This is a genomic window from Aeromonas sp. 102P (assembly GCF_051920345.1).
GTDB lineage: Bacteria > Pseudomonadota > Gammaproteobacteria > Enterobacterales > Aeromonadaceae > Aeromonas > Aeromonas veronii.
On the sequence record NZ_JBQBCZ010000001.1, the window covers coordinates 92,480 to 114,452 of the forward strand.

The window sequence follows — 21,973 nt, forward strand, 5'->3', positions numbered from 1 at the left end:
ATCCAAACCCTGTTTACTTATTCACCACAAAATCGTAACCAATTAAACAGACTGGTGTTTTTTGAAAATTAATTGAACGCCCTCAACCATAGTTAACAAATTGGCATCATTTCAGCATTATTCGAACGTACTGCCCAATTGCAGATAGAAGACGTCATTGCCCCCCTCCGCCATGCCGTAGCCGAGGAACACAGGGCCGAGGAAGCTCTCCACCCCGACATAAACCGACCCGGCGGTAAACGAGCTCTCCAGACTGATATCCTCACCCTTGTTCCAGACCCCGCCCTGCTCCAGAGATCCCCCCAGATAGAGCGGCATCTTGAGGGCACCGAAGTCGTTGTCTGCCACCCGATAGATGTAGCGCAGGCCACCAAACAGGCTGTAGCGACCGCTCAGCTGGTAGCGCTGGAAACCGGAGAGGCGGAACAGCCCGCCCAGATCCTGAATATGCAGCGGCACCACTTCTTCACTGCCCGAGCCCCCCCCTTCGAGGATCAGGTTGAGGCTGTGCCTGTCCCATGACCAGGGCTTGATCATGGAGAGTTGATAATTCCAGCCTTCACTGCGGCCATCTGCCGACTCGAGTCCATCCACACTGACGTGGGAATGGCCCAGTTTCATGTCCCATTTCATCCCCTGATAGGGGAAATAGAGGCTATCCAGATTGTCGTGTTCAAAGCGGACATAGGGGCCCCACGCCGTGGCATCCATCTCCAGCCCCTTGAAGTTCTTCACATCAATCGTGCCCAGTTGTCCCTCCAGCCCCATCGACAACCGGCTCCAGGGCTGGCGGTTCCAGCCCACCGCCAGATCACCGCTGAAGAAGGAGTATTCGGAGTCGAGATAGCTTATCGAAACCATCTCGGGATCCGGATTGGGGAAAAACAGGCGGCGCAGGGTCTGGTCATAGGCCAGACTCGCCTCGCCATAGAAGGTCTGGGAGGGTTCGAGCGGGGTATAGAAGTCGGTCTTGATATGTTTGGCCGTGCCCAACGATGCCTCGGTCAGCCACTCCGCCCCCCACTCGTTGACGTTGGTGAGGGTATAGGACATGCCGACGTTGTAGTTGGAGGTGTTTTCGAAGTCATCGGTGAAACCGAACTGGAAGTTGAGGTAGCCCGGCCCCCAGTTCTTCTCGCTGGCATCCACCAGCAGCACGTTTTCCCCGTCACGTTCCTCCACCTCGTAGGTTATACGGTCAAAGGACTCAAGGGCATAGAGGCGGCGAATGCCCGCTTCCAGACTCTCGTTAGTCTGCACCTTGTCAGGCCGCACTTTCAGCATGGCGCGCACCGTGTCGTCGGAGAGGCGCGACTTGTTGATGATCTCCACCTTGTCGATGAAGTAGGCAGGCTGACCGCTACGCTCGGCACGGCGGCTCAGCTTCTGGTTGCGATAGACGTTGTACTGCGCCTTGGTGAGCGACAGCTTATCGAGTTGCAGCGACACCTTGTCAGCCGCCGCCTCACCGATCTTGATCCCCTCCGGCATGCGGGCAAAGTCAGCGATCCCCATATCGCCAAACTCGGGGGCGATCAGAATATCCTTCGGTCCCATCAGCGCCTTCTGCTTGTCGGTGCCCACCTGGGTCATGTAGGTGGTGAGCTGGTCAATCATGGCCAAGCCTGACTTGAGGGACTCCCGGGTACGCAGCTTGGCACCGATATCCACCGCGATCACCACATCGGCCCCCATCGCCTTGGCGACATCCACCGGCATGTTGTTGACGCTGCCGCCGTCCGCCAGGATGTGCCCCTCCCACTCCACCGGCTTGAGGGCACCGGGAATGGACATGGAGGCCTGCATCGCCTTGGCCAGGCTGCCGTGATCGAGCACGAAGGGGGTGACCGTCTCCATGTCGGTCGCCATGGCGCGGTAGGGAATGGGGAGATCATCGAAACTCGCCTGCACCGGCAGGTTGGAGGTGGCCCCCCGCAGCAGGCTGGCCATGGATTGGCCCTGGAAGAAACCGTCCGGCAGCTGGGTGGTGTCACCATTCACCCCGATGTCGGTGCGCAGCTGATACTGCTCGTTCTGCTGCTTTTTGCGCAGCGACAGCTCGTCGCGGCCCACCTTGTCCTGATAGCCCTTGTTCCAGTCGATGGCCAAAGTGGTGCGCTCCACCTCCTCGGCACTGAGCCCCATGGCGTACATCCCCGCCACATAAGAGCCCATGCTGGTGCCGACTATGATGTCGACCGGAATCCGTTTCTGCTCCAGTACCTTGAGGATGCCGATATGGGCCGATCCCTTGGCGCCGCCGCCGCTGAGCACCACCGCAATTTTCGGGCGATCCCCCTGTGCCGCCACAGCCAGCAGCGGGCAGGCCGCCAGCATCACCAAAAGCAGACGGGTCCATCCCGCACCTAAGCTGCGCATCATATTTTCCATATTATTCAGAGGGTCAGTCACCAAGGATGGCCTCTACTATAAGGGGCCCGGCAGTTAGCGCAACCGTCAATCCGCATCCCGCCTTTGCTGCATGGCGAAGGGGCACGCCGCAGCCCCTGTGAGCGCAAACGTAATCCGCAAATAAAGGGCTACAAGCCTCATGGGTAGCGCCGCGCTGCCGCTAATATGAGCGTCGTCAATCTCAACCTTTTGAGCACCTTTATGCTGGCAACCCTCACTCTTAAACAGAAAATACTGGCCACGGTCACCCTGGCCGTGGTCGTCTCCTGCCTGCTGGTAGGCTACTTCAGCCAACGCTCGGCCCAGCAACTGATCGAAAACCGGATGTTCGAGCAGGAGCTCCCCAACCTGACCCAGCGGATCAGCAAGGAGATTGAACAGGATCTCCACGGCATCGCCCAGGCCGCCCGCCAACTGGCCACCGACCGCTTCATCCTCGACTGGGTGGATCGGGGCATGCCCAAAGAGCAGGAGCCAATCCTCATCAACCAGCTCAAGGATGTGGCCAACCAGTATGGTCTGGTGACCGCCTCCTTCGCCGATCGCCAGACCGCCGCCTACTACAACCAGAATGGCTTTCTGCGCAACCTGACCCCGACACAGGACGCCTGGTTCTATGACTACACCAAGAGCCAGAAGGAGATGACCCTCAGCATCTTCCGCGAGAGCAACGGCGAGGTGAAGCTGTTCGTCAACTTCCAACAGCTCAACGGGCGCGGGCTGGCCGGCTTTGCCAAATCCCTCGACACCATGGTGACCATGGTCTCCAACTTCCGGCTGGAAGAGAGCGGCATCGTCTTTATGGTCGATGGCAGCGGCAAGGTGAAGCTGCACCCCGAGGCCAACCGCATCGAACGTGACACACTTGGCAACATTGCCAGCGGTGATACCGGCAGCCTGCTGGCCAAACGCCCCTTTGCCGTCATCAACGCCGAAGTCAATGGCGAGCCCATGGTACTGGCCAGCAGCTATATCCCGCTGCTCGACTGGTATCTGGTGGCCCAGGTGCCAGAAGCCGAGATCTATGCCGAGCTGGATCAGACCCGCAACGAGATCCTGATGATCTCGCTGGTGATTGCGCTGGCCATGGGGCTGATGGGGATGCTGCTGGCAGGCTCGGTCAGCCGCCCGCTCAACGAGCTGGCCCGCCTGTTCAAGGAGCTGGGCAGCGGCGATGGGGATCTCACCCAGCGCCTCAAGGTGGAAGGACGTGACGAACTGAGTCAGGTCGCCACCGGCTTCAACAACTTCGTCGCCAAGATCCACGGCTCCATCGAGCAGGTGGCGGAGAACTCTCGCCAGCTCGCGGCCACCGCCAACGAGGTGGCCAACAAGGCGCAGCTGACCCAGCACAACTGTACTGCTCAGCGTGACCGCACCGTGCAGGTGGCCACCGCTATCCACGAAATGGGGGCCACGGTGAGCGAGATCGCCGGTAACGCTTCGCTGGCAGCCGAAGTAGCCAGACAGGCCAACGATCAGGCCGATGCAGGGGCAGTAGTGGTAGCGCAGGCGCGCCACGGCATAGTCGACCTCTCTGGCGAGATTGAGCAGGTGGCAGGGGTTATCGAGTCGCTGGCCAGCCAGACCGACTCCATCGGTAGCATCCTCGAAACCATCCGCAGCATCTCGGAGCAGACCAACCTGCTGGCATTGAACGCCGCCATCGAGGCCGCTCGCGCCGGTGAACAGGGTCGCGGTTTCGCCGTGGTGGCAGATGAAGTGCGCAATCTGGCCAACCGCTCCGCCGCCTCGACCGCCGAGATCCAGGGGATGATCAACCGCTTGCAGGAGCAAAGTGCCCGCGCTGTCAGCGCCATGGCGCAGGGGCGCAACCAGAGTCTGGAGGTGGTGAGCCAGGCCGATGAGGCCAACGCCGCCCTCGGCCAGATCACCGCCCATATCACCCAGATCAACGACATGAATATCCAGGTCGCCACCGCCACCGAGGAGCAGTCCAGCGTGGTCGGCGAGATCAACCGCAACGTGGAAGATATCAACCAGCTCACCATGGAGACCGCCGATATCGCCCACCAGCTGACCGAATCGAGCCGCAGCCTGCAGCAGCTCTCCGGTCAGCTGGACAAGCTGGTTGGCAACTTCCGGCTCTGACCCCGACCTTGACCTGAGTCATCAACAACAGAGAGCGCCGTGGCGCTCTCTGTTGTTTTGGTGGCGCCTAATCCGGCATAGCAGTCAGACCTTGCCATCCCGTTTGCGCTGATACATCAGCTCATCCGCGCGGGTGAGCAGCTCGGCCAGGGAGACACAGCCGCGCCCGTCATAACAGACAATCCCGGTGCTGCAGGTCAGCGCATAACCGCAACCACTGTGCTGATTGTGCTCGGCCAACATGGCATTGAAACGCTCATAGGCTAGTTGTGCCTGCTCCTCTAGCACATTGGGCAACAGGACGGCGAACTCATCGCCGCCCATGCGGGCAAACACGTCTGCGCCCCGAAAAGCCTGCTTGAGCAGAGTGGCAAAGGCGATCAGGGCCCTATCCCCTTCTGCATGCCCCCACCGATCGTTGATCCCCTTGAAGCCATTGAGATCCAGATAGAGCAGCGCCAGTGGCATCTGCAAGCGACTGGCCAGCGAGAGGCTCTTCTCCGCCAGCATCACGAACCCGCGCCGATTGGAGATCAGGGTCAACTCATCAATGGTGGCCAGCTGCACAGCTTCGAGCTCCCGCACCACCATTGCCGCCAGATCCTTGAGCAACCCCACATCCTCCTCGCTCAATTCCCGCGGCACCGTATCGATGATGCAGAGCGTCCCCAGTTTGCAGCCGTTGGCGATCCGCAGTGGCTGTCCGGCATAGAAGCGGATACCGGGCCCCCCCACCACCAGCGGATTGTCGGCAAAGCGGGGATCCTGCGAAGCATCCGGCACGATGAAGGTCTCATTGCCCATGATGGCGTGGCCACAGAACGAAATGTCCCGGGCAGTCTCACGGACCTCCAGACCGATACAGGATTTGAACCACTGGCGATCTTCATCCACCAGACTTACCAGCGCGATGGGGACATTGAACACCCGTCGGGCCATGCGGGTCAGCCGGTCAAACCGCTCCTCGGCCTCGGAATCCAGCAAAGAGAGCCGCCGCAGGGTCTCCAACCGCAATGCCTCATCGGGTGGAATGGGTGCTTCTAGCATCGTGCCTCTCTCATCAGTGCCAAAACCTATCTTTAGCATATTGGGCTTTGTCGAAGTAGGGGCAGCAAGGAGAAAACAAAAAGCCGCTCATTCGAGCGGCTTTTTAGACAAGCGGGGAAGAAAATTACTTTTTCTTCTTGGCCTTGGCGTTCGGCAGGTCGGTGATGGAGCCTTCGAACACTTCGGCAGCCAGACCCACAGACTCGTGCAGAGTCGGGTGAGCGTGGATGGTCAGCGCGATATCTTCGGCGTCCGCACCCATCTCGATGGCCAGACCGATTTCACCCAGCAGTTCACCACCGTTGGTACCGACGATGGCACCACCGATGACGCGGCCGCTCTCCTTGTCGAAGATCAGCTTGGTCATACCGTCGGAGCAGTCGGACGCAATGGCGCGACCGGAAGCAGCCCACGGGAAGGTGGCGACTTCGAAGTTCAGGCCCTGTTGCTTGGCTTCCTTCTCGGTCAGACCAACCCATGCCATCTCTGGCTCGGTATAGGCGATGGACGGGATCACTTTCGGGTCGAAGTAGTGCTTCTTGCCAGCGATCACTTCAGCGGCAACGTGACCTTCGTGAACACCTTTGTGCGCCAGCATCGGCTGACCCACGATGTCACCAATGGCGTGGATGTGCGCCACGTTGGTACGCAGCTGCTTGTCCACCTCGATGAAACCACGCTCGGTCACGGCAACGCCTGCCTTCTCGGCATCCAGCATCTTGCCGTTCGGCACACGACCTACGGCAACCAGCACGTTGTCGTAACGAACCGGCTCGGCCGGAGCGTGCTTGCCTTCGTAGGAGACGTACAGACCGTCTTCGCGCGCTTCAACTGCGGTGACCTTGGTCTCCAGCATGATGTTGAATTTCTTGGCGACGCGCTTGGTGTAGATCTTTACGATGTCTTTGTCGGCAGCCGGAACCAGCTGGTCGGCAAATTCCACCACATCGATCTCGGAACCCAGAGAGGAGTAAACGGTACCCATCTCCAGACCGATGATGCCGCCACCGATAACCAGCAGTTTGCCGGGAACGGTTTTCAGCTCCAGCGCATCGGTAGAGTCCCATACGCGCGGGTCATCGTGGGGGATGAACGGCAGCTTCACCGGACGTGAACCGGCCGCGATGATGGCGTTGTCGAAGGTCACGGTAGTCTTGCCGTCGGCACCTTCTACTTCAAGGGTGTTCGGGCCGGTAAATTTACCCAAGCCGTTAACAACCTGAACTTTACGCATCTTGGCCATACCAGCCAGACCGCCGGTCAGCTGGTTGATAACCTTCTCTTTCCACAGACGGATCTTGTCGATGTCGGTCTGCGGTGCACCGAAGACGATGCCGTGCTCGGCCAGCGCCTTGGCTTCTTCAATCACTTTGGCAACGTGCAGCAGCGCCTTGGAGGGGATGCAACCCACGTTCAGGCAGACGCCACCCAGGGTGGAGTAACGCTCGACGATAATAGTATCCAGACCCAGATCGGCTGCACGGAAAGCAGCGGAATAACCGGCAGGGCCAGCACCCAGTACTACGACCTGGGTTTTGATTTCTTTACTCATCATGACCTCTTTGTCGTTCTTATATCCCCGGACAGCGCAGTCTTATACCGAAACGGGTGGCTGCAGCCGTGAAAAAAACGGGGCAAGTTTACGATCATGTTAATGAAATGAGAAGTAAAAAGGGCAGGCTCTGGGCCCGCCCTCTCACTTACAGGACCAGTCGACGAATGTCGGACAGCACGCCGTTCATGGTGGTGATGAAGCGAGCCCCATCGGCACCATCGATCACGCGGTGGTCGTAGCTCAGAGCCAGCGGCAGCATCAGGCGCGGCGCAAACTCTTTACCGTTCCACTTCGGCTTCATCTCGGACTTGGATACGCCCAGGATGGCCACTTCCGGCGCGTTGACGATCGGGGTAAAGCTGGTACCGCCGATGCCACCCAGGCTGGAGATGGTGAAGCAACCGCCCTGCATGTCGGCAGCGGTCAGCTTGCCGGCACGGGCCTTCTTGGAGATCTCGGCCAGATCGCGAGACAGCTCCATGATGCCCTTCTTGTTAACATCGCGTACCACGGGCACAACCAGACCGTTGGGGGTATCTACCGCCACACCGATGTGGATGTACTTCTTCATGATCAGCTTGCTGCCATCTTCGGACAGGGAGCTGCAGAAGCGCGGGTGAGCTTCCAGCGCCTTGGCGGCGGCTTTCAGGATGAACACCAGCGGGGTGATCTTCACGTCAGCCTTCTGCTTCTCGAGCATCGCATTCTGCTCTTTGCGGAACGCTTCCAGCTCGGTGGTATCGGCTTCGTCGAACTGGGTGACATGAGGGATCATGACCCAGTTGCGGTGCAGGTTCGGACCGGAGATCTTCTGGATGCGGGTCAGCTCGACCTCTTCCACATCACCGAACTTGCTGAAGTCTACTTTCGGCCACGGCAGTACGCCCAGACCGTTGCCACCGGCTACGCCGGCAGAGGCAGGAGCGGACTCGGCACGCTTGATGGCATCCTTCACGTAGGCTTGCACGTCTTCTTTGACGATGCGGCCCTTGCGACCGGAGGCTTTCACCTTGGCCAGGTTGACACCGAACTCGCGTGCCAGACGGCGTACCGCCGGAGAGGCGTGTACATAAGCGTCATTGGCAACGAAATCAGTCGCAGCGGCAGCCGCCTGGGCAACCGGAGCCGGAGCAGCGGCAACAGGGGCTGCTGCGACCGGAGCGGCAGCTTGAGCCACCGGCGCGGCAGCAGGAGCAGCACCAGCCACTTCGAATACCATGATCAGGGAACCGGTGGAGACCTTGTCACCCGCCTTCACCTTGATCTCTTTGACCACACCGGCGAACGGCGCAGGCACTTCCATGGAAGCCTTGTCACCTTCCACGGCGATCAGGGACTGGTCGGCTTCAACCTTGTCACCCACAGCAACCATGATCTCGGTGACTTCCACTTCGTCGCCACCGATATCCGGTACGTTGACCTCTTTGGCAGCGGCGGCAACCGAGGCAGCAGCCACGGGCGCGGCAGCTTGGGCCGGAGCAGCAACGGCAGCAGGCGCAGCGCCAGCCACTTCAAATACCATCACCAGAGAACCGGTAGAGACCTTGGCGCCAGCGGCAACCTTGATCTCGACCACGCGACCTGCGAACGGTGCCGGTACTTCCATGGAGGCCTTGTCACCTTCCACGGCAATGATGGACTGGTCGGCTTCCACCATGTCGCCCACGGCAACCATGATTTCAGTCACGTCCACTTCGTCGTCACCGATGTCCGGTACGTGCACATCTTTGCGCACGGCTGCGGCAGGTGCGGCGGCCGGAGCAGCAGCAACCGGTGCAGCCACTTCAGCAGGGGCAGCAGCGCCTTCGGCTTCGAAGATCATGATCTGGGAACCGGTGGCAACCTTGTCGCCCACCTTGATCAGGATCTCTTTAACGATACCGGCGGACGGGGCCGGAACTTCCATGGAGGCCTTGTCGCCTTCTACCGCGATGATGGACTGGTCCAGCTCGACCTTGTCACCCACGGCCACCATGATCTCGGTGACTTCAACCTCATCGGCGCCGATATCCGGCACCATAATCTGTTTGGACATTGTACTTTATCCTCTTGCGTCGATCCGCGTGACTGGCTGATGCCGCCACGCACATCTCGCGTTAACCGTTTTAAATCCTGGCAGGGTCGCGCCGCATGACGGCGCGACCCTTGATCCACTTACGCGTACAGCGGGTTGACCTTGTCGGCATCGATGCCGTACTTGGCGATGGCATCGGCCACAACCTGCTTGTCTACCTCGCCGCGCTTGGCCAGTTCGGTCAGAGCAGCAACCACCACGTAGAACTCGTTCACTTCGAAGTGACGACGCAGGTTGGCACGGCTGTCGGAACGGCCGTAACCGTCGGTACCCAGCACGCGGTAGTTCTCGGTCGGAACGAAGGCGCGAACCTGATCGGCGAAGGACTTCATGTAGTCGGTCGCAGCGATGGTGGCTTCGGAACCCAGTACCTGAGCGATGTACGGTACGCGAGCTTCGGCAGTCGGGTGCAGCATATTCCAGCGATCCGCGTCCTGACCGTCACGAGCCAGCTCGTTGAAGGAGGTGACGCTGAATACATCGGAACCGATGCCGTACTCGCTGGCCAGGATCTGGGCAGCCTTGCGCACGTGACCCAGGATGGAACCACAACCCAGCAGCTGAACTTTCGCCTTGGCACCGGCGACGGATTCCAGCTTGTATATACCCTTGCGGATACCTTCCTCGGCGCCTTCCGGCATGGCCGGCATGGCATAGTTCTCGTTCAGGGTGGTGATGTAGTAGAACACGTTCTCCGGGTTCTCACCGTACATGCGGCGCAGGCCGTCCTGTACGATCACCGCCACTTCATAGGCGTAGGACGGGTCGTAGGAGATGCAGTTCGGGATGGTGTTCGCCAGGATGTGGCTGTGACCATCTTCGTGCTGCAGACCTTCGCCGTTCAGGGTAGTACGACCGGAGGTCGCACCCAGCAGGAAGCCACGGGCTTGCTGGTCACCGGCTGCCCACGCCATGTCGCCGATCCGCTGGAAGCCGAACATGGAGTAGTAGATGTAGAACGGGATCATCGGGCAATCGTTGGTGCTGTAAGAGGTCGCAGCAGCCAGCCAGGAGGACATGGCGCCCAGCTCGTTGATACCGTCTTGCAGAACCTGACCCTGCTTGTCTTCCTTGTAGTAGGAGACGATGTCGCGGTCTTGCGGGGTGTACTGCTGACCGTGCGGGCTGTAGATACCGATCTGGCGGAACAGACCTTCCATACCGAAGGTACGGGCTTCGTCAGCCAGGATCGGCACGATGCGCTTGCCGATGGACTTGTCTTTCAGCATCACGTTCAGGGAACGCACGAACGCCATGGTGGTGGAGATTTCGCGCGCCTGCTCACCCAGCAGCGGGCCGAAGGCATCCAGTGCCGGGATTTCCAGCTTGGTGGTGCTTTCGCGCAGACGGGTCGGCACATAGCCTTTCAGGGCGGTGCGACGGTCGTGCAGGTATTTGTGCTCGGCAGAACCGGCTTCGATCTTCAGGTACGGCAGATCGGCCAGCTGCTCGTCGGCCACCGGCAGGTTGAAGCGGTCACGCAGGTGACGCACGGAGTCCAGCTCCATCTTCTTGACCTGGTGAGCGATGTTCTTGCCTTCGGCCGCTTCACCCATGCCGTAACCCTTGATGGTCTTGGCCAGAATAACGGTCGGCTTGCCCTTGGTCTGGGTCGCCTTGTTGAATGCGGCGAACAGTTTGCGAGGATCGTGACCGCCGCGGTTCAGGGCGAAGATCTCCTCGTCGGTCATGTCTTTGACCAGCGCGGCAGTTTCCGGATAACGGTTGAAGAAGTGCTCGCGGATGTAGCCACCGTCGCGGGACTTCATGGTCTGGTAGTCACCGTCCACGGTCTCGTTCATCAGCTGGATCAGCTTACCGGAAGTGTCTTTCTTCAGCAGCTCATCCCACTTGCGACCCCAGATCACCTTGGTCACGTCCCAACCGGCGCCAGCGAACAGGCCTTCCAGCTCGTTGATGACCTTGCCGTTACCGACAACCGGACCATCCAGACGCTGCAGGTTGCAGTTGACCACGAATACCAGGTTGTCGAGCTTTTCACGCACGGCAACGGTCAGGGCCCCCTTGGCTTCCGGCTCGTCCATCTCGCCATCACCCAGGAAGGCGTAAACGGTCTGCTCGGAGCAATCCTTGATGCCACGGTCGGTCAGGTACTTCAGGAAGCGAGCCTGATAGATGGCGGCGATGGGGCCCAGCCCCATGGATACGGTCGGGAACTGCCAGAAGTCCGGCATCAGTTTCGGGTGCGGATAGGAAGGGATACCCTTGCCGTCCACTTCCTGACGGAAGTTGTCCAGCTGCTCTTCGGTCAGACGACCTTCAGCGAAGGCGCGAGCATAGATGCCCGGGGAGATGTGACCCTGGAAGTAAACCAGATCGCCACCATCCTTCTCGTTGCGAGCGCGGAAGAAGTGGTTGAAGCAGACATCATAGATGGTCGCAGAAGAAGCGAAGGAAGACATGTGACCACCCAGGTCCAGGTCTTTCTTGGACGCGCGCAGCACGATCATCATGGCGTTCCAGCGGATGATGGCGCGAATGCGGCGTTCCATCTCCAGGTCACCCGGGTAGTCCGGCTCGTCGCTGGACGGGATGGTGTTGATGTAATCGCGATTTGCCTTGGCAGCCACGTCCACACCGCTTACGCGGGCTTTCTCGGCCAACTGTTCAAGGATGAACTGAGCGCGTTGCGGACCCTCTTCACGCAGCAGGGATTCCAGAGAGGCAAGCCACTCCAGCGTTTCTATCGGGTCCACATCGTTCTTCAGGATATCAGACATGGCTGGTTCCTATGTTGTTGTGATTGCACGGCATTGCACGGCGAAGGGCGCAAGCATTCGACAATAAAGCCTTGTGGGATTAGTTTTCCTGCTGACGGATCCGACGCATGGATCGCTGGATCCGGCTGTCTTCCCTCTGCATATCCAACAAGGTGTCCTCGATAAAGGCCAGATGCTCATGACAAGCTGTTCTGGCCCGCTCCGGAGCCCCCGAAAGAATAGCCTCGATCAGATTCGCGCGATGGCGACGTATCTTGGCTACCACTCCCGGGCGGCGATTCAAAATCTCGTTATTCTGCAGAATGTTCTGTTCGAGCATCGGGCTCATGGCCCGCAGCAGGTGCAGCAGCACCACGTTGTGGGACGCCTCGGCCACCGCCAGATAAAACTGGGTCACGGCTGCCGATTCGGCCACCAGCGAGCCCAGCTGGCCCGCCTCTTCGATGGTGGTTTGCACCTGACGAATACGCTCGAAATCAGACCCGGTTCCCCGCAAGGCCGCGTAGTAGGCACAGATGCCTTCCAGCGCGTGGCGAAACTCCAGCAGGTCATACTGGGCTTCCGGGTGGGTACTGAGCAGTTCGAACAGAGGATCGGCGATCCCCTTGCTCAGGGCATTCTGCACATAAGTGCCGCCACCCTGACGGCGATACAGCAATCCGCGCGCTTCCAGTCGCTGGATGGCTTCGCGCAAGGAGGGGCGCGATACCTGAAACTGGATGGCGAGTTCCCGCTCGGGAGGCAATTTCTGCCCCGGCTGCAGGCTGCCTTCCAGAATCATCTGTTCCAGCTCGGCGACAATGGAGTCGGCTAACTTGGGTTGCGTAATCTTGCGATAGGGCATGAGGCTACTTTGTTAAATTGGTATTACCAATTTTATGGATGGGGCGAAAATTAGCAGAGGCCTTTTGAAAAGTCCACTCAAAAGATGATCTGAGTCAAGAATCAGCCCTGCCACTTAAGAGGTAAAGCAGGAGAAATATGATTTAGCTCATAGAAAATGGTCTGACCAATATTCTTGACCGCGCTCACAAATAACATTTGCGCAACCAGAGACAAAAATGGCCTACCAGATAGGCAAGCCATTGATTTTAAAATCCAAACTAAATTTGAATATTTACTTTAGCTGTTTAGTAATTGCCGGTAGTAATCCCACTGAAAACTGGCTCCAGGATCCGTCTTGCGCCCTGGCGCGATATCGCAATGGCCGACAATTTTTTCGTGGGTAATCGCCGGATAGCGCTCCGAAATGGCTCGGGTGAGCCCCGCCAGCGCCCGGTATTGAGCCTCGGTATAGGGGGTCTCGTCGGTCCCTTCCAGCTCGATGCCAATGGAGAAGTCATTGCACGCCTCCCTCCCCTGCCAGCTCGATACTCCCGCATGCCAGGCGCGCGCGCCGAATGGCACATACTGCACCAACTCGCCATCACGGCGGATCAGGCAATGAGCCGAAACCCGCAGCTGATGGATACCGACAAAATAGGGGTGAGCATCGGGGTCGAGTCGCCCCATAAAGAGATCGTCGATAAAGGGGCCACCGAACTCCCCCGGCGGCAGGCTGATGCCATGAACCACCAGCAGGGAGATATCATCCGGCGCGGCCCGTTCGTTGTGATGGGGAGAAGGCACCCGGCGCGCCTGCTGGCACCAGCCAGCGGCATCGATAGAGAAACAAGGTTGCGAAGCAAGTTGAGTCATCGGCTACTCGAGTTGGCTGATAAATGGCGAAAAAACGAAGATACGCGATAGGCAACCCGGCACCAACTCACTGAATCAACGGGAAATGGTATGTTAGGCTGAGTCATCTTCCGCTCGATATGGATGGGGTATGCAGCACACGGCACGCTGGATGTGGTTACTGGCCTGGCTCTCTCTGATGGGCCTGCTGACCCTCTATTTTCACTCCCGCAACCAACCCAGCGTCACCGCCAGCGGCGAGCTGTTGCTGCGGGCCGACCAGAGCGGCCACTATCGTCTGGAGGGTGCCATCAACGGCCAGCCGGTGCAACTGCTGCTCGATACCGGCGCCACCCGTATCACCATCCCGCAGCAGGTTGCCGAGCGCCTCGGCCTGACCGCTCATGGCAGCAGCCAGGTCAATACCGCTGCGGGGCAGATCCGGGTTGGCAACGGCACCATCGAAACGCTGGCGATGGGGCCATTGACCTTGTACGATCTGGCCATCTTTATCAATCCGGTGGCAGACGGTGACGAAGTGCTGGTTGGCATGAACGCCCTCGGTCGGCTGGAGCTGGTTCAAAAAGAGCGGCAACTGCTGCTCAGACCCTTGCAGGAATAAGGCATGTTTCAACAGGATGTCAGCCGCGCCGTGCGCGCCGCACTACTCGAAGATCTGGGCGATGCCCTCACCGCACTGGACCAACCGGACGCCAGCGCCGATATCACCGCCCAGCTGATCCCGGCGGATCGGATGGCCAGCGCCCGGGTCATCACCCGTGAAGCAGGAGTATTCTGCGGCCAGCCTTGGGTGGATGAAGTCTTCCTGCAACTGAAGGCCCAGCTCGGTGGCGAAGTGAAGGTGGAGTGGCTGGTGCAGGATGGAGAAGTGCTCTCCCCCAATCAGGAGCTGTTCCGCCTCCATGGCCCAGCCCGCCTGCTGCTGACCGGCGAGCGCAATGCGCTGAACTTTGTCCAGACCCTCTCCGGCGTCGCCACCCTCACCGCTCGCTATGTGGCAGAGCTGGAGGGCACCGACTGCCGTCTGCTCGACACCCGCAAGACTATCCCCGGGCTGCGCACCGCCCAGAAGTACGCGGTCACCTGTGGCGGCGGCAAAAACCACCGCATCGGGCTCTATGACGCCTATCTCATCAAAGAGAACCATATCCTCGCCTGTGGCGGCATCGCCGAGGCGATTAATGAGGCTCGCCGTCTCAATCCGGGCAAACCGGTCGAGGTGGAAGTGGAATCGCTGGCAGAACTGGAGCAGGCACTGGCGGCCAATGCCGATATCGTGATGCTGGATAACTTCGACGTGACCATGATGCGGGAAGCCGTCGCCATCAATCAGGATCGCGCCAAGCTGGAAGTCTCCGGCAATGTGACGCTGGACACCTTGGCCGAATTTGCCGCCACCGGCGTCGATTTTATCTCGGTGGGGGCGCTCACCAAGCATGTACGGGCACTCGATCTCTCCATGCGTTTTATCCAGCAGTGAGATTCCCCCCACAGGCTTGAGCAAACACTCGATATAACCGGACAAACAACTTGCAAAAGGCGCCATAGGCGCCTTTTCTTTAAGCAGGATCCCTCGGCAAAGGAGTGTACAGACGGACCCTAATCCGGCCACAGAAAGAGTCATAGGAGGCCACTTCTTTTATGACACGCATCAAGTTTTTGCTAAATGAAAGAAGTGTAATTAACAAAATGGACAATCTCTGTTGCCACCCCTGACAGCTCGGATAAGATACTGACGGGCGGACGATTTTCTACCGCCACTTCCCAGGAACCAAGGATAAAAGGATATTTGTTATGAACAGCAATATGAAGAAACAATCGGGTTTTACCCTGATTGAACTGATGATCGTGGTCGCGATCATTGCCATTCTGGCCGCCATCGCGTTGCCTGCATACCAAAAATATACCGCTAAAGCGAAGGCGACCGCAGCGCTTAGTGAAACCGCAGCTTATAAAACAGCAGTTGCCCTTTGCTATCAAACCGAGGGGACCCTCACTGTATGTGACGCTGAGGATAAAGGCATCCCTGCGACAGGTGGCGCTGTCACTGCGGTAACAGCTGGCGTTATCTACGTTGCCGTACCTTTTGAGGGTGCCTCAAAGGCTGTCTCTTTGAACCCAACCTCTGGCGCAGCTACTTTGACTTGGTCAATCAAATCCAATGGATGGACCGACTGTAACGATTACATCGATGGCTGTAATGCTCCGTAATCATTACTAATGTCTACGCCTAACCACAACAGCGGCCTGGCGTTAAGCCTGGCCGCCTCTTCACTGCTCAGTGAAGAGGACTCCCAGCGCTATCTCAGCCAGGCCAAAGCCCAGCGCAAACCCTTTGTCACCTTTCTGATCGAGAACCAGATCCTCGACAGCAAGGCGCTCGCCGATTTTTGCGAGCTGGAGTATGGGGTACCTCTGCTGGATCTTGCCGCCTTCGATTTGGCCGAGATCCCGCAGAAGTTCCTCAATCAGAAGCTGATCGACAAGCACCACGTGCTGCCCATCTACACCCAGGGCCACACCCTCTATATCGCCATGTCGGATCCGACCAATGTCTCGGCACTGGAGGACTTCGGCTTCAGCTTCGGACTCCATACCGAGGCACTGCTGGTGGAGGAGAACAAGCTCACCGCCGCCATCGGCAAGCTGCTGGAGAGTGAAAACGACGCCCTCGGCATGGAGGATATCGACGAGTCCGAGATTTCTGATCTCGAGGTCTCCGACGATAACAGCCGCCTCGACGAAAGCGTCAATACCGCCGATGACGATGCCCCCATCGTCAAGTACATCAACAAGATCCTGATGGATGCCATCAAGCGCGGCGCCTCCGACCTGCACTTCGAGCCCTATGAGTTCAAGTATCGGGTACGCTTTCGCATCGATGGCATTCTGCATGAAATTGCTACGCCGCCGGTCAACCTCTCCAACCGCTTCTCCGCTCGCCTCAAGGTGATGGCGCGACTCGATATTGCCGAGCGGCGGTTGCCGCAGGATGGCCGCATCAAGTTGAAGTTGTCGCGCAACAAGTCGATGGATATGCGGGTCAACACCCTGCCCACCATGTGGGGGGAGAAGATCGTTATCCGTCTGCTCGACTCCTCGGCGGCACGCCTTAATATCGAGCAACTCGGCTTTGATGACCGGCAGAAGGCGCAGTACCTGCGCGCCCTCTCCAAGCCACAGGGAATGATCCTGGTGACCGGCCCCACCGGCTCGGGCAAAACGGTCTCGCTCTATACCGGCCTCAATATTCTCAACACCACCGAGGTCAATATCTCTACCGCCGAAGATCCGGTGGAGATCAATCTGCCCGGCGTCAACCAGGTGCAGGTCAACCCCAAGGCGGGGCTCACCTTCGCCAGCGCCCTGCGCTCCTTCTTGCGGCAAGATCCGGATGTGGTGATGGTGGGTGAAATTCGCGATCTCGAAACTGCCGAGATTGCCATCAAGGCTGCCCAAACCGGTCACCTGGTGCTCTCCACCCTGCATACCAACTCCGCCGCCGAGACCCTGACCCGGATGATGAACATGGGGGTTCCGGCTTTCAACATCGCCTCCTCGGTGACCCTGATCATGGCCCAGCGGCTGGCCCGTAAACTGTGCGACCACTGCAAGGCGCCGGAAGTGGTACCGGAAGCCGAACTGCTGGAGCTGGGCTTTACGCCGCAGCAGCTGGCGGCCGGGCTTCGACTGTTCAAACCGGTCGGTTGCAAGGAGTGTTCCGGCGGCTACAAGGGGCGGGTCGGCATCTACGAAATCATGTTGATGTCGGAGAACATCGCCAAATTGATCATGCAAGGGGCCAACTCCCTGCAAATCGCCGCGATCGCCCAGAAGGAGGGGATGCGCACCCTGCGCACCTCGGGACTGGAGAAGGCCCGGCTCGGGGTCACCAGTCTTGCCGAGGTCAACCGGGTCACCACCAATTAAACCTCGCCAAGATGCGAGCAAGATGATCTACCAGCAAGCGACCAGATGGTGCCAAGCCGTTTGAGGATATTTATCAGGTCAGATGGTTCAGGGGCTCCCTGACCATCCGCCCAATTGCAGGATGCAAAGATGGCAACCCTAACGAAAAAGAACAACACCCCGAAAAAAGTCTTCGCCTTCCGCTGGCACGGGGTCAATCGCAAGGGGCAGAAGGTCTCCGGCGAGCTGCAGGCTGACAGCATCAATACCGTCAAGGCGGAGCTGCGCAAGCAGGGGGTAAACGTCACCAAGGTGGCCAAAAAATCCCAGGGGCTCTTCTCCAAGGGCGGTGCCAAGATCAAGCCGATGGATATCGCGATTATCTCCCGCCAGATCACCACCATGCTCTCCGCCGGCGTACCGCTGGTGCAAAGCCTGCAGATCATCGCCCGCAGCCACGAGAAAGCCGCCATGCGCGAGCTGATGGGTGAGATCGCCTCCGATGTTGAGACCGGAACCCCCATGTCGGAGGCGTTGCGCCGCCACCCTCGCCATTTTGACGATCTCTACTGCGATCTGGTTGAGGCGGGGGAGCAATCCGGTGCGCTGGAGACCATCTATGACCGCATCGCCACCTATCGGGAAAAATCGGAAGCGCTCAAATCGAAGATCAAGAAGGCGATGTTCTACCCCACCATGGTCATTCTGGTCGCCATCGTGGTCACCTCCATCCTGCTGTTGTTCGTCATTCCGCAGTTCGAGGATATCTTCAAGAGCTTCGGTGCCGAGCTGCCGGTGTTCACCCAGTTTGTTATCGGCATCTCGCGCTTTATGCAGAACTGGTGGTATGTCTTCTTTGGTGGCACGGCCCTTGGCATCTTCCTTTACGTGCGGGCCTGGCGGGCCTCCCAGAAGGTGAAAGACAATACCGACAAATTTGTCCTCACCATTCCGGTGGTCGGGATGATCCTGCACAAGGCGGCGATGGCTCGCTTTGCCCGTACTCTTTCAACCACTTTCTCTGCCGGTATCCCGCTGGTGGATGCGCTTATTTCGGCAGCAGGTGCCTCCGGCAACTATGTCTATCGCACCGCCGTCATGGCGATCCGCAACGAGGTGGTGGCAGGCATGCAGATCAACGTGGCGATGCGCACCGTCGATCTATTCCCCGACATGGTGATCCAGATGGTGATGATCGGTGAGGAGTCCGGCGCCATCGATGATATGCTCTCCAAGGTCGCCACCATCTTCGAACAGGAGGTGGATGATCTGGTCGATGGCCTCACCAGCCTGCTGGAACCCCTCATCATGGTGGTGCTCGGGGTGCTGGTCGGCGGTATGGTTATCGCTATGTACCTGCCCATCTTCAAGCTTGGCGAAGTGGTAGGCTGATTCATCAGGGCATGGCACCAAAACCATGCCCTCTCCCTCATTCAATAACTGACGGTTGGTTATGACACTTCTTCTCGAGCTGGCTCACGGCTTGCCCTGGCTCTACTTCGCGCTGGTTTTTCTCTTCTCCCTGATGATCGGCAGCTTCCTTAACGTGGTCATCCACCGCTTGCCCATCATGTTGGAACGGGAGTGGCAGGCCGAGTATCACGGCTACTTTTCCCCCGATGAGGAGGCCACTTCGCCAGAGCGCTACAACCTGATGGTCCCCCGCTCCGCATGCCCTCACTGTGGCCATGCCATCACTGCACTGGAGAACATCCCGCTGCTGAGCTGGCTCTGGCTCAAAGGGCGTTGCCGCGACTGTCAGGCCCCCATCTCGGCCCGCTATCCGCTGGTAGAGCTGCTGACCGCCCTGCTATCGGTGGCCGTAGCCATGGTCATAACGCCGGGCTGGGGTACGTTGGCCGCCCTGTTGCTGACCTGGGTGCTGGTCGCCCTCACCTTTATCGATCTCGACAAGATGTTGCTGCCCGACCAGCTCACCCTGCCCCTGTTGTGGGGCGGGCTGCTGTTCAACCTGACAGGCGGCTTCGTCCCCTTGGCTGATGCCGTGATCGGCGCCATGGCGGGCTATCTGGTGCTCTGGAGCCTCTACTGGGCTTTCAAGCTGCTCACTGGCAAGGAGGGGATGGGCTATGGCGACTTCAAGCTGCTGGCGGCACTGGGCGCCTGGCTCGGTTGGCAGGCGCTGCCCATAATTCTGCTGCTCTCATCTCTGGTCGGCGCCGTGATCGGCATCAGTCTGATCGCCTTGCACAAACACCATCAGGGCAAGCCCATTCCCTTCGGCCCCTACCTCGCCATCGCGGGCTGGATCGCCCTGCTATGGGGCGATACCATCACCCGCTGGTATCTCTCTACCCTGCTTTGAGCAAGAGGCCCCCATGTATGTAGTTGCTATCACAGGTGGTATCGGCAGCGGCAAGACCACTATCGCCAATCAGTTTGCCGCGCTGGGTATCGAGGTGGTGGATGCCGATGTGATCGCCCGCGAAGTGGTCGAGCCGGGTACCCCGGCCCTTGCCGCCATCGCCGACCATTTTGGCCCGGATGTGATTGATCCGAGCGGTCAACTCGACCGTCGTGCCCTGCGCGAGCGGGTCTTCAGCGATCCACAGGCCAAGGAGTGGCTCAATGCCCTGCTCCACCCGCTGATTCGCAGCGAAATGCTGCGCCAGTGTGCCGCGGCCAGTTCTCCTTACTGCCTGCTGGTGGTGCCACTGCTGGTGGAGAACAAACTCACCGGCCTCGCCAACCGGGTGCTGGTGATCGATGTGGATGAAGCGACCCAGATTGAGCGCACCTGTCGCCGTGATGGGGTATCGGCCGAGCAAGCCAAGGCCATCATCGCCGCCCAAGCGAGTCGGGTGGAACGCCTCGCGGCGGCGGATGATGTCATCGAAAACCACAATGGCAGCGAAATGGCGATTAAAACGCGGATTTTGGCGCTGCACGAGACATATCTGGCAATTGCCTCTCAACAAGGCCGCCAAGTGTGAGTACACTAGGCCGGTTTATGGCTGGCCAGGATTAGGCATGATTTACGATTTCCCCCTCAATGAAAAAAGCCGGACCTATCTTCGTCTGGAGTCCCTGTTTTCCCAGATCCGCGACAATCTGGAGAGTGAACAATCCTGGGCACATATCGCCTTCTTCAAGGGGCTGTTCGATCTGCAGGAGTTGCTGGAGCGTGGTGACCTGCGCGCCGACCTCATCAAGGATCTGGAGCGTCTCGGCCAGCGTCTGAGCCACTGGGCCAGCCTGCCCGATGTCGATCTGGAGCAGATCAAACTGATGCAGCAAGAGAGCAGCCAGCTCTCTCGCAACCTGCTCAACTCGCCACGCCCGGGTGCCCGCCTGAAAGAGGATCGTCTGCTCGGCTCCATCCGCCAGCGCTTCTCCATTCCTGGTGGCCTTTGTGCCTTCGACGTACCGCAGCTGCACCACTGGCTCGGCACCCCGGCCATCACCCGTCACCAGCAGATGCAGGGCTGGCTGAGCGATATCAACCTACTGATGAATGCCATCACCCTGCTGCTGCGCCTGTGGCGTGAATCAGGCAGCTTCAGTGAGCAGGTTGCCAGCAACGGTTTCTTCCAGGACACCGCCGAGAGCGCCGAGCTGATCCGCATCAAGCTGCCGGGCAATCTGTTCTGCTACCCAACCCTGAGCGGCCACAAGAACCGCTTCGCCCTGCGCTTTCTGCCCACCGCAGAACAGCCGATTGGCGACGTGCCGTTCCAGCTCGCCTGCTGCTAAGGAGCGCTTATGGTCACCAAGGTAAAGTGTCCGACCTGTCAGAGCGAAGTGGAGTGGGGCCCGCAGAGTCCATTCCGCCCCTTCTGCAGCAAGCGCTGCCAGCTGATCGATCTCGGCGAATGGGCCGATGAAGAGAAGCGGATCCCGGGGGAGATCAACCCGGATCTGCTGCCGGAGCCGGAAGAGGGCGATCAGTGGCTATAAGTCCCTGAACACTCACCTCTGCAATATCAAAAAAGGGCCTATTGGCCCTTTTTTGATGCTTGTTGATTACTTCCGGCTCACGCCAGCAGACCCTGTAGCCGCGCTACAATCGGGCCATTGGCATCGGGGAAGTGGTAGTTGTGCAGCTCGGCCACCGGCACCCACAGACACTCCTGCCCCTCCTTGCCGAACGGCTCACCGCTGAAACGGGTCACCTTCCAGATATCCAGCAATACCTGCTTCTCGGGGTAGTCGTGCTGCAGTTCCATGAAGGGGGCACAATCCAATACCCGGATGCCGATCTCTTCCCACAGCTCCCGATCCAGTGCGGTGAGCAGATCCTCACCCGACTCCACCTTGCCACCGGGAAACTCCCAGCGATCCCCCTGATGGCGATCGGAGGAGCGTCGGGCGATGAAGATATCGCCCCGTTCATTCTCGATGACGCCAACCGCCACCCAGATCCGTTTTTTCTGTTCCATCAATTACCTCTGTTCGCTTGTTGCC

18 protein-coding genes are annotated in these 21,973 nt (G+C 59.1%); 10 read left to right on the forward strand and 8 right to left on the reverse strand.

Annotated features, from left to right (window positions below; genetic code table 11):
* Positions 1-117: 117 nt before the first annotated feature.
* Positions 118-2,379: a patatin-like phospholipase family protein gene (locus ACTG1K_RS00410; RefSeq protein WP_440004695.1), complete on the reverse strand. Its 2,262-nt coding sequence runs from the start codon at positions 2,377-2,379 to the stop codon at positions 118-120.
* Between the two features lie 234 nt (positions 2,380-2,613).
* Between ACTG1K_RS00410 and ACTG1K_RS00415 the strand changes: the two genes are divergently transcribed.
* Positions 2,614-4,524, forward strand: coding sequence for a methyl-accepting chemotaxis protein (locus ACTG1K_RS00415; protein WP_374845779.1), 1,911 nt, complete (start codon positions 2,614-2,616; stop codon positions 4,522-4,524).
* Positions 4,525-4,608: 84 nt separating this feature from the next.
* Here ACTG1K_RS00415 and ACTG1K_RS00420 read toward each other — a convergent pair whose 3' ends face one another.
* From ACTG1K_RS00420 to ampD, 6 genes are all read right to left on the reverse strand, one after another.
* Positions 4,609-5,571, reverse strand: a complete 963-nt coding sequence (locus ACTG1K_RS00420; RefSeq protein ID WP_440004696.1) for a diguanylate cyclase domain-containing protein — start codon at positions 5,569-5,571, stop codon at positions 4,609-4,611.
* Between the two features lie 124 nt (positions 5,572-5,695).
* On the reverse strand, positions 5,696-7,123 hold the full coding sequence (lpdA, locus tag ACTG1K_RS00425; RefSeq protein ID WP_005336123.1) for a dihydrolipoyl dehydrogenase: 1,428 nt from the start codon (positions 7,121-7,123) through the stop codon (positions 5,696-5,698).
* A gap of 148 nt (positions 7,124-7,271) precedes the next feature.
* Positions 7,272-9,161, reverse strand: a complete 1,890-nt coding sequence (gene aceF, locus ACTG1K_RS00430) for a pyruvate dehydrogenase complex dihydrolipoyllysine-residue acetyltransferase (protein ID WP_440004697.1) — start codon at positions 9,159-9,161, stop codon at positions 7,272-7,274.
* A 119-nt stretch (positions 9,162-9,280) separates the two neighbouring features.
* Positions 9,281-11,941 carry a pyruvate dehydrogenase (acetyl-transferring), homodimeric type gene (gene aceE, locus ACTG1K_RS00435; RefSeq protein WP_005355086.1) on the reverse strand — a complete coding sequence of 887 codons (2,661 nt, stop codon included), beginning with the start codon at positions 11,939-11,941 and terminating at the stop codon, positions 9,281-9,283.
* A gap of 79 nt (positions 11,942-12,020) precedes the next feature.
* Entirely contained in the window at positions 12,021-12,785 is a 765-nt protein-coding gene (pdhR, locus tag ACTG1K_RS00440) for a pyruvate dehydrogenase complex transcriptional repressor PdhR (RefSeq protein WP_005336127.1), read from the reverse strand.
* Between the two features lie 278 nt (positions 12,786-13,063).
* Positions 13,064-13,639, reverse strand: coding sequence for a 1,6-anhydro-N-acetylmuramyl-L-alanine amidase AmpD (ampD, locus tag ACTG1K_RS00445; RefSeq protein ID WP_440004698.1), 576 nt, complete (start codon positions 13,637-13,639; stop codon positions 13,064-13,066).
* Positions 13,640-13,769: 130 nt separating this feature from the next.
* Between ampD and ACTG1K_RS00450 the strand changes: the two genes are divergently transcribed.
* From ACTG1K_RS00450 to yacG, 9 genes are all read left to right on the forward strand, one after another.
* Complete coding sequence (locus ACTG1K_RS00450) at positions 13,770-14,240, forward strand: retropepsin-like aspartic protease family protein (RefSeq protein ID WP_158113353.1); 471 nt, start codon at positions 13,770-13,772, stop codon at positions 14,238-14,240.
* Between the two features lie 3 nt (positions 14,241-14,243).
* A complete protein-coding gene (gene nadC / locus ACTG1K_RS00455) occupies positions 14,244-15,119 on the forward strand; it encodes a carboxylating nicotinate-nucleotide diphosphorylase (protein ID WP_252656286.1) in 876 nt (291 codons plus the stop codon).
* A gap of 314 nt (positions 15,120-15,433) precedes the next feature.
* Positions 15,434-15,850, forward strand: coding sequence for a pilin (locus tag ACTG1K_RS00460; protein WP_435366652.1), 417 nt, complete (start codon positions 15,434-15,436; stop codon positions 15,848-15,850).
* 9 nt (positions 15,851-15,859) lie between these two features.
* Positions 15,860-17,569 carry a PilB family type IVa pilus assembly ATPase TapB gene (gene tapB, locus ACTG1K_RS00465; RefSeq protein WP_440004699.1) on the forward strand — a complete coding sequence of 570 codons (1,710 nt, stop codon included), beginning with the start codon at positions 15,860-15,862 and terminating at the stop codon, positions 17,567-17,569.
* 129 nt (positions 17,570-17,698) lie between these two features.
* Positions 17,699-18,940 (forward strand): type II secretion system F family protein, encoded by a 1,242-nt coding sequence (locus ACTG1K_RS00470; protein WP_440004700.1) that lies wholly within the window; start codon positions 17,699-17,701, stop codon positions 18,938-18,940.
* Between the two features lie 61 nt (positions 18,941-19,001).
* On the forward strand, positions 19,002-19,874 hold the full coding sequence (locus tag ACTG1K_RS00475) for a prepilin peptidase (protein ID WP_440004701.1): 873 nt from the start codon (positions 19,002-19,004) through the stop codon (positions 19,872-19,874).
* Positions 19,875-19,887: 13 nt separating this feature from the next.
* Positions 19,888-20,502: a dephospho-CoA kinase gene (gene coaE / locus ACTG1K_RS00480; RefSeq protein WP_139494775.1), complete on the forward strand. Its 615-nt coding sequence runs from the start codon at positions 19,888-19,890 to the stop codon at positions 20,500-20,502.
* A 37-nt stretch (positions 20,503-20,539) separates the two neighbouring features.
* The gene (gene zapD, locus ACTG1K_RS00485; protein WP_005336141.1) at positions 20,540-21,262 is read left to right on the forward strand and encodes a cell division protein ZapD; all 723 of its coding nucleotides are present in this window, start codon (positions 20,540-20,542) and stop codon (positions 21,260-21,262) included.
* A gap of 9 nt (positions 21,263-21,271) precedes the next feature.
* Complete coding sequence (yacG, locus tag ACTG1K_RS00490) at positions 21,272-21,466, forward strand: DNA gyrase inhibitor YacG (RefSeq protein WP_005336142.1); 195 nt, start codon at positions 21,272-21,274, stop codon at positions 21,464-21,466.
* A 77-nt stretch (positions 21,467-21,543) separates the two neighbouring features.
* On the opposite strand, the gene mutT is transcribed toward yacG, so the two are convergent.
* A complete protein-coding gene (gene mutT / locus ACTG1K_RS00495) occupies positions 21,544-21,948 on the reverse strand; it encodes an 8-oxo-dGTP diphosphatase MutT (RefSeq protein WP_019444787.1) in 405 nt (134 codons plus the stop codon).
* Between the last annotated feature and the right edge of the window lie 25 nt (positions 21,949-21,973).

Bases quoted from the DNA above. Each gene is read 5' to 3' on its own strand.
- ACTG1K_RS00410 (WP_440004695.1), bottom strand. From the start codon at position 2,379: ATGCGCAGCTTAGGTGCGGGATGGACCCGTCTGCTTTTGGTGATGCTG.
- ACTG1K_RS00415 (WP_374845779.1), top strand. From the start codon at position 2,614: ATGCTGGCAACCCTCACTCTTAAACAGAAAATACTGGCCACGGTCACC.
- ACTG1K_RS00420 (WP_440004696.1), bottom strand. From the start codon at position 5,571: ATGCTAGAAGCACCCATTCCACCCGATGAGGCATTGCGGTTGGAGACC.
- lpdA (WP_005336123.1), bottom strand. From the start codon at position 7,123: ATGAGTAAAGAAATCAAAACCCAGGTCGTAGTACTGGGTGCTGGCCCT.
- aceF (WP_440004697.1), bottom strand. From the start codon at position 9,161: ATGTCCAAACAGATTATGGTGCCGGATATCGGCGCCGATGAGGTTGAA.
- aceE (WP_005355086.1), bottom strand. From the start codon at position 11,941: ATGTCTGATATCCTGAAGAACGATGTGGACCCGATAGAAACGCTGGAG.
- pdhR (WP_005336127.1), bottom strand. From the start codon at position 12,785: ATGCCCTATCGCAAGATTACGCAACCCAAGTTAGCCGACTCCATTGTC.
- ampD (WP_440004698.1), bottom strand. From the start codon at position 13,639: ATGACTCAACTTGCTTCGCAACCTTGTTTCTCTATCGATGCCGCTGGC.
- ACTG1K_RS00450 (WP_158113353.1), top strand. From the start codon at position 13,770: ATGCAGCACACGGCACGCTGGATGTGGTTACTGGCCTGGCTCTCTCTG.
- nadC (WP_252656286.1), top strand. From the start codon at position 14,244: ATGTTTCAACAGGATGTCAGCCGCGCCGTGCGCGCCGCACTACTCGAA.
- ACTG1K_RS00460 (WP_435366652.1), top strand. From the start codon at position 15,434: ATGAACAGCAATATGAAGAAACAATCGGGTTTTACCCTGATTGAACTG.
- tapB (WP_440004699.1), top strand. From the start codon at position 15,860: ATGTCTACGCCTAACCACAACAGCGGCCTGGCGTTAAGCCTGGCCGCC.
- ACTG1K_RS00470 (WP_440004700.1), top strand. From the start codon at position 17,699: ATGGCAACCCTAACGAAAAAGAACAACACCCCGAAAAAAGTCTTCGCC.
- ACTG1K_RS00475 (WP_440004701.1), top strand. From the start codon at position 19,002: ATGACACTTCTTCTCGAGCTGGCTCACGGCTTGCCCTGGCTCTACTTC.
- coaE (WP_139494775.1), top strand. From the start codon at position 19,888: ATGTATGTAGTTGCTATCACAGGTGGTATCGGCAGCGGCAAGACCACT.
- zapD (WP_005336141.1), top strand. From the start codon at position 20,540: ATGATTTACGATTTCCCCCTCAATGAAAAAAGCCGGACCTATCTTCGT.
- yacG (WP_005336142.1), top strand. From the start codon at position 21,272: ATGGTCACCAAGGTAAAGTGTCCGACCTGTCAGAGCGAAGTGGAGTGG.
- mutT (WP_019444787.1), bottom strand. From the start codon at position 21,948: ATGGAACAGAAAAAACGGATCTGGGTGGCGGTTGGCGTCATCGAGAAT.